The sequence below is a fragment of the Pelomonas aquatica genome, from assembly GCF_026712205.1.
Classification (GTDB): Bacteria; Pseudomonadota; Gammaproteobacteria; order Burkholderiales; family Burkholderiaceae_C; genus Pelomonas; species Pelomonas aquatica.
This window is the reverse complement of the sequence record NZ_JAPPUW010000024.1, coordinates 40,050-52,542: the sequence shown is the minus strand read 5'-3', so window position 1 is coordinate 52,542 and position 12,493 is coordinate 40,050. Positions and strand designations below refer to the sequence as shown.

1 protein-coding gene is annotated in these 12,493 nt (G+C 73.4%); it reads right to left on the bottom strand.

The features are described from left to right. Positions 1 to 16 precede the first annotated feature (16 nt). Entirely contained in the window at positions 17 to 12,439 is a 12,423-nt protein-coding gene (locus NYP07_RS20360) for an autotransporter-associated beta strand repeat-containing protein (protein ID WP_268153569.1), read from the bottom strand. Positions 12,440 to 12,493: the final 54 nt, after the last annotated feature.

The window sequence follows — 12,493 nt, the reverse complement described above, 5'->3', positions numbered from 1 at the left end:
GGGCCTGGGTTGGGACTCATGGCTCGCAGCCGAGCGTCGCGGCCGGCGTGCAGCCCTCGGGCGGGCGGATGCCTTCCTTGCCGACGGTGGCCGGGCGGCCGGCGCCGACTTCCGCGATGACGCCGGCGCGCAGGCGGATGGCGACGTTCTCGGTCCGGACCGCTTCCTCGAAACGGTCCTTGCGGGCCCCCTCCGACACCGCGACGGTGGCGGAGATGGAGCCCTGGGCCTCCGGCGTGGACGGCGCGATGCCGTTGTACACCACCGGCACCTCGGTGCTGCGGCGGGCGCCGTCGTAGAAGAACTGGTAGCCGTTGGTGCCGACCGCCGGCCCGTTGGCATAGACCGCCGTGGCGCCGAGGTTGGTCGGCTTCTTGGGCAGGATGGTCATGAAGCCGGCCGGGATGGTCGCGACGCTGCTGCCGACGTCGATGCCCAGCGCATTGCCGTCGCCGGGGGCGCCGAAGCTGTAGGTCTGCGTGAACGCCGGGTCGCGCAGCTTCAGCGTCAGGCCCGGCAGCTGCACGGCAAAGCCCAGCGCCGAGCTGTAGGGCAGGCGGGCGCGGATGACGCTGCCGGCCGCGGCGCCGAGCTTGGCGGCGTCGATGACGACGAGGTCGCCGTCGATGCCCGCGCCGTTGACGCGCAGCGCGTCGCCGCCGAGGCTGATGCGGCTCTGCTGCGCCGCCGCCTGGTCGGCGCTGGAGTTGGCGCTCCACGCCGCGCCGGCGCTGCCGCTGACGGCGGAGATGCCGCCGCTGAGGTCGTTGGCCGCGCCGTCCAGCAGCGTGATGGAGCCGCCGCCCTTGGCCTGCAGGGCCAGCGCGCCCGAGCTGGCATGGATGAGGCCGCCGGTCTGGCTGATGGTGGCGCCGGCGACGGCGAGCTGCTGCGCGTTGGCGGCCTGCTTGCCGGCCTCGGCCGCGTAGGCGGCGGGCGCGGCAGCGGCCATCAGGGTGGTGGTGCCGCCGGTCAGCGCGACGTTGCCGGTCAGCTCGATGGTGCCGGCAGAGATCGCGGAGTCCGCCGCGAGGCTGACGGCGCCGAGCTTGAGCGCGGCGTTGTCGGCGGTCTTGAGCCGCACGGACTGCGCGGTCAGCGACAGCGGCTGGCTGCCCAGCGCATTGGCGGTGTTCTGCGCGTCCAGGTGGGCGACGCTGAGCGTCTGCGGGCCGCTGCCGGTCAGGCTGAGGATGCCGCCGACCTTCACGTCGCCGGCGCTGCCGAGGTTGCCCTGCAGCACCACATGGCCCGCGCTGGTGAGGGAGCCCAGGGTCTCGTTGCCGCCCAGCCGGAGCTGCGCGCCGGCGTCGACGACGACATCGCTGGTGTTGGCGATGCGCTCGTCGCCCGTGGTGACGAGGCCGCCCTTGCTGACCTTGGTGGTGCCGGTGGTCTGCAGCGCGGTGGCCAGCGTCAGCGAGCCGATGCCGGCCTGCTCGACGCTGCCGCTGCCGGAGACGGCCTGGTTCAGCGTGACCGCGTCGCTGCGCTGCAGGCGCAGCAGGCCGGCGTCGTCGACCGCGCCGCTGCCCAGCGAGCCGCTGCTGCCGTCCGCGCCGACCTGCAGCGTGCCGGCGGCGATCTGCGTGCTGCCGGTGTAGCTGTTGTTGCCGGTCAGGATCAGCGTGCCGGCGCCTTCCTTGCGCAGCGTGCCGGCGCCGCTGTAGGCGCCGTCGTACTGGCTGTCGCCGCGGCTGCCGATGGCCAGCGTGCCGCCGCTGGACGTGATCGCGCCGGTGCCGCCGAGGCTGCCCAGCGTCTGGCTGCCGTTCAGCGCCAGCGTGGCGCCGGCGGCCAGCGTCGTCGCCGGGGCGGCGCCGAGCTGGTTGCTGCCGTCCAGCTGCAGCGTGCCGCCGTTGACCTTGAGCGTCTGCACGCCGGCGTTGCCGGAGATGTAGACGGCGCCGCTGGTGGCCAGGCTGCCGCCGCCGAGGCTGGCGAGCAGCCGGGCGCCGTTGCCGGCCGTCGTCGTGGCGGCGCTCAGCGTGTCGGCGGCGCCGGTCCGGTCCAGCGTGCCGGCGACGGCCAGCGTGCCGACCGTGTCGTTGCCGCTCAGCTTGAGCGTGGCGCCGTTGGCGATGGTGACGGCGGCGGTGTCGGCCAGGCGGTCGGCCGCGCCCAGGCTCAGCGTGCCGGTGGCGACGTTGACCGTCGTGGCGGCGGACGTGCCGCCGAGGGCGACGGCGCCGTGGCTTGTCAGCGTGCCGGCGCCGAGCTTGGCGGTGACGGCCGCGCCATCGTTCAGCATGTAGCTGGACGCGCTGAGCGTGTCGCCCGCGCCGCTGCCTGCGATCGTGCCGGCGCTGGTCAGCGTGCCGACGGTGTCGTTGCCGTTGAGCTTCAGCGTGGCGCCGTTGGCGACGCTCACCGCGGCGCTGCCGGCCAGGCGGTCGGCGGCGCCCAGCGTCAGCGTGCCGCTGGCGACGTTGACGTTGGCGCCCGCGCTGCCGTTGAGGGCGACGGCACCGCTGCTGGTCAACGCGCCGGCACCGAGGTTGGCGGCGACGACGGCGCCGTCGTTCAGTGCATAGCTGGCGGCGGTCAGCGTGTCGCCGGCGCCGGTCTTGTCCAGCAGGCCGGCGGACGTGAGGCTGCCGACGCTGTCGTTGCCGTTGAGCTTCAGCGTGGCGCCGCTGGCGATGGTGATGGCGCCGCCGCCGCCCAGGCGGTCGGCGGCGCCCAGCGTCAGCGTGCCGGTGGCGATGGTGACGCCGGTGGCGGCGGACGTGCCGTTCAGCGCGACATGGCCGTTGCTGCTCAGCGCGCCGGCACCGAGGTTGGCGTTGACGACGGCGCCGTCGCCGAGCGCGTAGCCGGTGGCCGTGAGCGTGTCGTTGGCGCCGCTCCTGGCCAGCGTGCCGGTGCTGACGAGGCTGCCGACGGTGTCGTTGCCATTGAGCTTGAGCGTGCTGCCGCTCGCCACCGTGACGGCGGCGTTGCCGGCCAGGCGGTCAGCCGCACCCAGCGTCAGCGTGCCGGTCGCGACATTGACCGTCGTGGCGGTGGACGTGCCGTTGAGGGCGACGGCGCCGTTGCTGGCCAGCGTGCCGGCGCCGAGGTTGGCGTTGACGACGGCGCCGTCGTTCAGCGCATAGCCGGTGGCGGTGAGCGTGTCGCCGGCGCCGGTGCCGGCGACCGTGCCGGCGCTGGTCAGCGTGCCGATGCTGTCGCTGCCGTTGAGCTTGAGCGTGGCGCCGCCGGCGATGCCGACGGCGGCTGCGGCGGCCAGGCGGTTGGCGGCACCCAGGCTCAGCATGCCGCTGGCGACGTTGACCGCGGTGGCCGCCGCCGTGCCGTTCAGTGCCACGGCGCCCTTGCTCGTGAGGCTGCCGTTGCCGAGGTTGGCGTTGACGACGGCGCCGTCGTTGAGGGCGTAGGTGGCGGCGCTCAGCGTGTCGGCCGCGCCGGTGCCGGCCAGCGTGCCGGCGCTGCTGAGGCTGGCGACGGCGTTGCCGCCGTTGAGGCGCAGCGTGGCGCCGCCGGCGATCGTGACGGCCGCGGTGCTGCTCAGCCGGTCGGCGCCGCCCAGGGCCAACTGGCCGCTGGCGACGTTGACCGTGCCGGCCGCCGACTGGCCGTTCAGCACGACCTGGCCATTGCTGCTGAGGCTGCCGGTGCCGAGCTTGGCATTGACGAGGCTGCCGTCGTTGAGCGCGTAGGTGGCGGCGGTGAGGGTGTCGGTGGCGGCGGTGCCGGCCACGCCGCCCGCGCTGGTCAGGCTGGCCACCGTGTTGCTGCCGTTGAGGTGCAGCGCCGCGCCGCTGGCGATGCTCAGGTCCGCGGTATTGGCGAGGCGGTCGGCCGAGCCCAGGTTGAGCGTGCCGCCGACGATCCTGACGGTGGCGGCCGCGGCCGTGCCGTTGAGCGAGGCCGTGCCGAAGACGTTCAATGTGCCGGTGCCCAGGTTGGCGTCGGTGACCGAGCCGCCGCCCAGGCCGTAGGACGTCGCGGTGAGAGTGTCGCTGGCTTGGGTTCGCGCCAGGGCGCCGCTGTTGCTCAGGCCGCCGACGGTTTCGCTGCCGTTGAGCAGCAGCGTGGCGCCGGCATTCACGCTCACCGTCGCCGTATTGGCGAGCAGGTTGGCCGCGCCCAGGCGGAGCTGGCCGTCGATCACGACGACCAGGCCGGCGCCCGATGTGCCGTTCAGCGTGGCGGCGCCATGGCTGCTCAGGGTGCCGGTGCCGAGGTTGGCGTTGACGACGGCGCCGTCGTTGAGGACGTAGCCTCCCAGGCCGGTGAGGGTGTCGGTGGCAGCCGTCCTGGCGATGGTGCCCGCGCTGGTCAGGCTGCCGACGGTGTCGCTGCCGTTGAGCTGCAGCGTGGCGCCGGAGGCCACGGTGACGGCGCTGTGGTCGTCCAGCCGGTCGGCGCTGCTCAGCGTGAACGTCCCGGACGCCACCGTGAGGCTGCCGGAGGACGTGCCGCTGAGCGTCACGTGGCCGTTGCTGGTCGTGCCCGCCGCGCTGCTCAGGTTGGCGCGGACCAGGGCGCCGTCGTTGAGCACGGCGGTGTTGACGATGAGGGCGTCGGTCGCGCCGGTCCGGTCCAGCGTGCCGGATGCCGTGAGGCTCTTGAGGGCCTCCTTGCCGTTGACCAGCAGTGTGGCCCCGCCGTCGACGACCATGTTGGTGTTCGCCAGCAGCCCGTCGTTGCCCGCCAGCTGCAGCGTGCCCGCCTGCACCCGGGTCAGGCCGCTGGTGATGCTGCCGCCCGGCAGCGTGAAGGTGGTGCTCGCGCCGTCCTTCACCAGCGCTGCGCTGTCGCTGCCGCTGACCCAGCCGCTGAACAGCGTCGACTGCGTGGAGCCGGTCGTCAGCGTGTAGTCGGCCAGCTCCAGATGGCCCCCGCCCGCGAGCGAGCCGAAGTGCTGGCGGCCGCCGAGGGTCAGGCTGGCGCCGCTGTTGATGACGACATTGGGCAGCAGCGTGAAGCGGTCGGCCGCGCCCAGCGTGAGCGAGCCGGTCTCCACCGTGACGCTGGTGGCGGAGGACTGGCCGTTGAGCACGCTGGTGTTGCGGCTGATCAGCGAGCCGCCGGTCAGATTGCCGTCGTAGGTGGCGTTGTCCAGCACGTAGTTGGTGGCGCTGAGGGAGCCGCTGCCGTTGACGACGGCGCTGGCGCCGAGGCTGATGGAGGTCGCCGAGTTGTTGCCCTGCAGCGTCAGCGTGCCATGGCTGCTGACGGTGATGGCGGGGGCACCCGTCAGCCGGTTGTCCGGCGCGGCGAGGATCAGCGTGCCGTGGCTGGCAACGGTCAGCGTCGGCGTGCCGAGGGTGCCGTTGAGCGTGCTGGTGCCGGAGGCCGTCAGCGCGCCCTGGCCGCCCAGATTGGCGTTGGCGAGCGTGGTGCCGCCGTTGAGCGCATAGCCCGCCGTCGCGGTCAGCGTGGACGGTGTGGCGGCTTCGAGCTGGCCGGACAGGTTGAGCTGGGTGATGGTGGCGTCGCCACCGAGCCTGAGGGCGGCCGGCGCGCCGACGTTCAGCGTCGCGCCGGCGGCCAGCAGGTTGGCGCCGCCGAGGATCAGGCGGCCGGACAGCACGTTGACGGTGGCCGCCGTCATCGCGGCGTTGACCGTGACGGCGGCGCCGTCGCTGTTGACGGTGCCGATGCCCAGCGAGGCGTTCACGAGAGCGCCGTTGTGCAGCGCATAGCTGCCGGCCACCAGCGTGTCGCCGGGGTGGGTCACGTCCAGCGTGCCGCTCAGGTCCAGGCTGCCGGTCGAGATGTTCTCGTTGCCGTTGAGCTTCAGCGTGGCGCCGCCGGCCACGGTGATGGCCGGGGCGTTGGCAAAGCGGTAGGCCGTGCCCAGGCTCAGCGTGCCGCCGGCCACGTTGACCGCCGTGGCGCTGGAGACGCCGGAGAGCGTGGCGCCGCCGTTGCTCGTCAGCGTGCCGGTGCCGAGATCGGCGCTGATGCTGGCGCCGCCGTTGAGGGCGTAGGTGGCGGCGGTCAGCGTGCCGGTCGCGCCGGCCTTGGCCAGCGTGCCGGCGACGGCCAACGTGGCGGCCGTTTCGTTGCCGGCCAGGGTCAGCGTGGCGCCGCTGGCCACGTTGACGACGGGCGTGCCGGTCAGGCGGCCGCCGCTGCCGCTGAGGGTCAGCGCACCGCCCGTGTTCACGTTGACCTGCTGCGCCCCGCTGGTGCCGGACAGCGTCGTGGCGCCGGTCACGCTCAGGCTGCCCGCGCCCAGCGCGCCGGCGATGCTGGCGTTCTGCAGCGCGTAGCTGGCGGCCGTCACGATGCCGGTGCCGCTCACGCTGCCGCCATTGCGCGCCGTGACGCTGCCGAAGCCGGCAGCCGCCGTGCCGGCGTTGAACACCGAGGCCGCGCCGTCCACCAGCAGCGCCGCACCGCCGCCCGAGAAGGTGCCCGGTCCGGCCTGGGTCAGCTGGCCGGACAGGACCTGGACGTTGCTCTGGACCACCGTGCGCGGGATGTCCACCTTGAGCACGCCCGTGCCGGCCTGCACCAGCGTGCCCGAGCCCGCGACGCTCTGGCTCAGCAGCAGCAGCGGGTCATTGCGGGTGAAGCGCAGCAGGCCGTCATTGGCGATGAGGCCGGTGCCCAGCGAGCCGCTGCCGCCGCCGCCGCCGACGTCCACCGTGCCGCCGGCAAAGATGGTGGTCTGGCCGCCGTAGCTGTTGTTGCCGGTCACGACCAGCGTGCCGCTGCCGCGCTGGTTCAGCACGCCGGTGCCGCTGATGGCGTTGGGCAGGGTCGGCGTGTCGCTGCGGTTGAAATCCAGGGTGTCGTTGTTCACGACTGCGCCGCTGCCCAGCGTGCCGGTGATGCCGCCGGCACCCAGCTGCAGACCGCCGACGCTGATGGTGGTGGTGCCGGTGTAGCTGTTGTTGCCGGTCAGCGTGATGTAGCCGCCGGCCTGCTTGACCAGCGCGCCGCTGCCGCTGATCGCGTTGGCGAGGGTGCGCGCGGCGGTGGTGTTGAGCAGCAGCGTGCCGTTGTCGGTCACCGCGCCGCTGCCCAGCGTGCCGGTGCCGCCGCCATTGCCCATCGACAGCGTGCTGCCGGACGCGATGGTGGTCGTGCCGGTGTAGCTGTTGGTGGCGGTCAGGGCCACCGTGCCGGTGCCCAGGGCCTGCAGGCCGCCGCTGCCGTCGATGGCGTTGGCGACCGTGACGGCGTCGCTGCGGTTGAAGGCCAGCGTGCCGTTGGTGGTGATGGCGCCGGCGCCGAGGGTGCCGGTCGTGCCGCCGCTGCCCACCACCAGCGTGCTGCCCGAGGCGATCGTGGTGGTGCCGCCGTAGGTGTTGGCGCCGGTCAGCGTCAGCGTGCCGGTGCCGGTCTGGCTCAGACGCAGGTTGTCGCCGATGGCGTTGGCCACCACGACGTTGTCGGCCCGGTTGAACGCCAGCAGGCCCGAGCCCGTCACCGCGCCCGAACCCAGCGTGCCGGTGGTGCCGCCGTTGCCGACGGCCAGCGTCGAGCCGACCGCGGTGGTGGTGCTGCCGGTGTAGGTGTTGGCGCCCGTCAGCGCGAGGGTGTTGAGCCCCTGCTGGCTCAGGCTCAGGCCGCCGCCGATGGCGTTGGCGACCGTGATGGCATCGTTGCGGTTGAAGGCCAGCGTGCCCGCGCCGACCACGGCGCCCGTGCCCAGCGTGCCGGTGCTGCCGCCGTTGCCGATGGCCAGCGTGCCGGCGCTGATGGTGGTGGTGCCGGTGTAGCTGTTGCTGCCGGTCAGCGTGGCCGTGGCCGCCGTGGTCTTGTTCAGCGCGGCGCTGCCGGCCAGGTTGGCGCCGACCGTGCCGCTCTGGATGTCGTAGGCACTGCTGCTGGTGATGGTGCCGGTGCCGCCCACCGTGCCGCCCTGCAGCGACAGGGCCGCGACATTCTGGTTGACGGCGCCGAGGTTCAGCGTGCCGGCGGCGTTGACGGTGACGCTGGTGCCGGCGGGCAGCACATTGGCCGCCGCCAGCGTCAGCGTGCCGGCCGAGATGGTGGTGCTGCCGGTGTAGCTGCCGGCCGCGCCGAGAACGACGGTGCCGCTGCCGACCTTGGTCAGCGAGAACGGGCCGACGGCTTCGCCGATGGCGCCATTGAGCGTCAGCGTGCCGGTGCCGCCGACGCTGGCGTTGCCGGTCATCGTGATGGGGCCGCCGGCCGCCGCGAAGATGCCGGTGCCGATCAGGGCGCCGGCCCCGGCCACGCCGTTGCCTTGGATGGTGATCGGCTCCGCCAGGATGCCGACGTTGGCAATCTGCAGCGACGCGCCCGCGCTGACCGTGGTGCCGGTGGTGCTGGCGCCCAGCGCGTTGGCATGGGCGGCCACCAGCGTGCCGGCCGTGATGGCGGTGCTGCCGGTGTAGGTGTTGTTGCCCGCCAGCGTGGCCGTGCCTGAGGTGGTCTTGTTCACCCCCACACCGCCGGACAGCGCGGCGTTCACCGTGCCGGCCTGGATGTCGAAGGCCGTCGTGCTGTTCAGCGCACCGCTGCCGTTCACCGTGCCGCCCTGCAGCGAGAGCCCCGCCACGTTGCTGTTGAAGACGCCCAGGTCCAGCGTGGCGCCGCTGCCCACCGTGACGGTGCTGCCGCCGGGCAGGGCGTTGGACACGCCGGCGGCCAGCGTGCCGGCCGACACCGCGGTGGTGCCGGTGTAGCTGTTGAGGCCGGCCAGCGTGGCCGTGCCGGTGGTGGTCTTGTTCAGGCCCACGCCGCCGGCCAGCACCGCGTTCACGCTGCCGCTGCGGATGTCGAAGCCCGTGGTGCTGGTCAGCGTGCCGCTGCCGCTGACCGTGCCGCCCTGCAGCGACAGGCCGGCCACGGTGTTGTTGAACGCGCCCATGGCCAGCGTGCCGCCGGTGGCGATGCTGAGGCTGGTGCCGCTGGGCAGCACGCCGCTGGCGCCCAGGGCCAGCGTGCCGCTGTTGATCGATGTCGCGCCGGTGTAGGCCGCCGCCGTGCTCAGCGTCGCGGTGCCGGTGGTGGTCTTGTTCACGCCGACCGAGCCGGCCAGCACGGCATTGATGCTGCCGCTGCGGATGTCGAAGTCCGTGCTGCTGGTCAGCGTGCCGCTGCCGCTGACCGTGCCGCCCTGCAGCGACAGGCCGGCCACGGTGTTGTTGAACGCGCCCATGGCCAGCGTGCCGCCGGCGGCGATGCTGAGGTTGGTGCCGCTCGGCAGCACGCCGCTGGCGCCCAGGGCCAGCGTGCCCGCGCTGATGGCGGTGGCGCCGCTGTAGGTGGCGGCCGTGGCCAGGCTCAGGCTGCCGGCGCCGACCTTGGTCAGCGCGAACGGGCCGACCGATTCGCCGATGGCGCCGCTCAGCGCCAGTGTGCCGGAGCCGCCGATGCTGGCGTTCGCGGTCAGCGTGATGGCGCCGCCGGCCGCCGCACCGGCGCCGGTGCCGACCAGCGCGCCGGCACCGCTCACGCCGGTGCCGGCCAGGCTCAGCGCCTCGGCACCGATATTCACGTTGGCGATCTCCAGCGCTGCGCCGCCGGCCACGGTCGTGCCGCTGCCGGGCGTGCCCAGCGCGGTGGTGCTGCCGGCCACCAGCGTGCCGCCGCTGATGGCGGTGGTGCCGGTGTAGCCGTTGTTGCCCGACAGCGTGGCCGAGGCCGTCGTGGTTTTGCTCAGTCCGACCGCGCCGGCGAGGTTGGCGCCCACCGACCCGCCCTGGATGTCGAAGTCCGTGGTGCTGGTCAGCGTGCCGCTGCCGCTGACGGTGCCGCCCTGCAGCGACAGCCCGGCCACGGTGTTGCTGAACGTGCCCATCGCCAGCGTGCCGCCGCTGCCGACCGTCACGGCCGTGTTGGGCAGCGCATTGCTGGCCGACAGCGTGAGCGTTCCGCCCGAGATGGTGGTCGTGCCGGTGTAGGTGCCGGCCGTGAGCGCCAGGTTGCCGCTGCCGACCTTGGTCAGGCTTCTGGACGAGGATTCACCGATGCTGCCCACGGTCAGCGTGCCCGTGCCGCCGATGCTGGCATCGGCCGCGAGTGTGAGCGCGGCCACGGCCGCGCCGGCGCCCGTGCCCACCAGCGCGCCGGCCGCGCCGACGCCGGTGCCGGACAGGGTCACGGCTTCGGCGCCGATGTCGACGTTGTTGATCTCCAGCGTGGCGCCGCTGGACACCGTGGTGCCGGCGGCGGACGTGCCGAGCGCCGCGGCCTTGGCCGCGACCAGCGTGCCCGCGCTGACGGTGGTGATGCCCGTGTAGGTGTTGGCCGACGCGCCACCCAGGGTCAGCGTGCCGCTGCCGACCTTGGTCAGGGTGCGTGCGCCGCCGCTCTCGCCGATGACGCCGGTCAGCGCCAGGCTGCCGCCGCTGGCCACGCCGACGCCGGCATTGGCCGCCATCGTGACGGCGCCGCCGCTGGCGGCGGTGCCGCTGCCCACCAGCGCGCCGCCGCTGCTGATGCCGGTGCCGCTCAGCGTCAGCGCTTCGGTGCCGATGTTGACGTTGGCGATCTCCAGTGCGGCGCCGCTGGCGACGGTGGTGCCGGCCGCCGTGCTGCCGAGGGCGCCGGCGTTGGCCGCCACGAGCTTGCCGGCACTGACCTGGGTCAGCCCGCTGTAGTTGTTGGTGCCGCCCAGCGTGAGCGTGCCGCTGCCCGACTTGCTGATGCCGCTGGCCGAGGACTCGCCGATGCCGCCGTTCAGGCTCAGGCTGCCGGCGCCGGCGACGGTGAGGCTGCCGCCCAGCGTGATGTTGCTGGTCAGCGTCGACGTGCCCGATGTCGTCAGCTGGACGGCGCCATTGGTCGTGAAGTCGCCCGCGATGTTCAGCGTGGCGGCGGCCAGGTCGGTGTTGAGCGCGTGGACGCCGGTGCCGCCGTTGTTGCTGATGCTCAGCGCGCCGCTGCCGGCGTTGATGGCGGCCGTGCTGGCGATGGTGACGGCACCGCTGCCGGTCTGCGTGCCGCCCGGGTCGTTGGCGGACAGGCTCAGCCCGTTGGTGCTCAGCGAGGCGCCGTTGACCGTGATGTTCCCGCCCGCCTGCAGCGTGAGCTGCTTCGCGGCGCTGATGCTCACGCCGTTGTTGACGGTGATGCTGCTGTTGGCTTGCAGGACCACGTCCTGAGATCCCAACAGGGTCTGAAGGTTGTTGTCGCGGATGGTGCGGTCGGCCGCTGGGGCGCCGACATCGAAATTGATGTTGCCCGAGATCGGGCCGGAGCCGCTGGAGGCGATGGTGATGTTGTTCGGATCGAGCAGCAACCGGCCGACTCGGCCACGCGGTGCGCTGAGGTCGGACATGCCATCGAAGCTCAGCCCGTGGCGGCCCGAGATTTCGGCCTGCCCGCCGTTGCCTCCCAATGCGCCGGCCCGGGCGCTGAGGCTGCCCAGAAACAGGGTGTTCTGCTCCGACCACAGCACGACCCGGCCGCCATCGCCCCCCGCGACGGCGTCGGCATCGAGGCTCGCGCCCGGCCGCGCGATCAGCATCTCGGCGTTGCGCACCTCGGGGTTGGCGCCGTGGAAGTCGCCGCCGACGCGGATGCGGCCACCGCCCGTGTCGCCCGAGGCGTCGAGCTGCGCATGGGCGTCGAGCATGACGCGCTGGCCCTGCACCAGCACGTCGCCGCCGGCCTGGCCGGTGCCGCCGCTGGCGTCGAGCCGGCCGTTGATCCAGGTCACGCCCTGCGGTCCGCCATCCACGGCGATGCGGCCGGCCACGCCTTCCAGCGAGCGGGCGCGCACGATGCCTTCCATGTTGAGCACGGTGTCGGCGAAGCCGGCGCGGGCCGCGGCGCGCAGTTCGGCGCTCTGCGTGGCGTTGACGGTGCCGAGCGCGCCCAGCCGCGTCTGCAGCTTGTCGTCGTTGCTGACCTTGAACAGCACGAGGCCGTCGCCCTCGACGTCGACGCTGACCTGGCTGGCCGCGGCCAGCGCCACGCGGCGGGCCTCGATGCTGCCGCTGGCCGTGAGCTGAGGCGCGACGAGGGCCACGGTGTCGGCGGCGCGGATGCGGCCCTCGGCGCGCAGTTCGCCGGCGCCGCCTGTCGATGCGCCCAGGCGCAGCACGCCGCTTTGCAGCTCGGCATCGCCGATGCCGAGCGTCGTCGCGACGAGGCTGCCGACGTCGATCTGCGAGTCGGCCGAGAAGTAGACGCCGCGCGGGTTGCTGAGCACGACGCGGCCGCTGGCGTTGATCCGGCCCAGGATGCGCGTCGGGTCGTAGCCGATGACGCGGTTGATCAGCAGCGCCTGCGAGTTGGGCTGGACGATGTTGACGGTCTCGCCCTTGCCGACCGAGAAGCTGCGCCAGTCGACGGCCGCAGTCTGGGTGGACTGGTTGATCAGCATCAGCCCGGTCTGCGGCGTCTGGATGGTGGCCGCGCCCTGCTTGACGACGCCGTCCTGCGGCAGCGCGCCGGCCGCGATGGGGGCGAGCGCCGCGGCGATGGCCCAGGCGAGCGGACGGATGCGGGGATGTCGCCGGCTGGAGCCTCGATGCGAGCTGCGGTCAAAAGGCATGTCGATCTCCTGAATTCGGTGCAGGGCGGCCGTTGCTGCCGGCGGGCGGGTGCG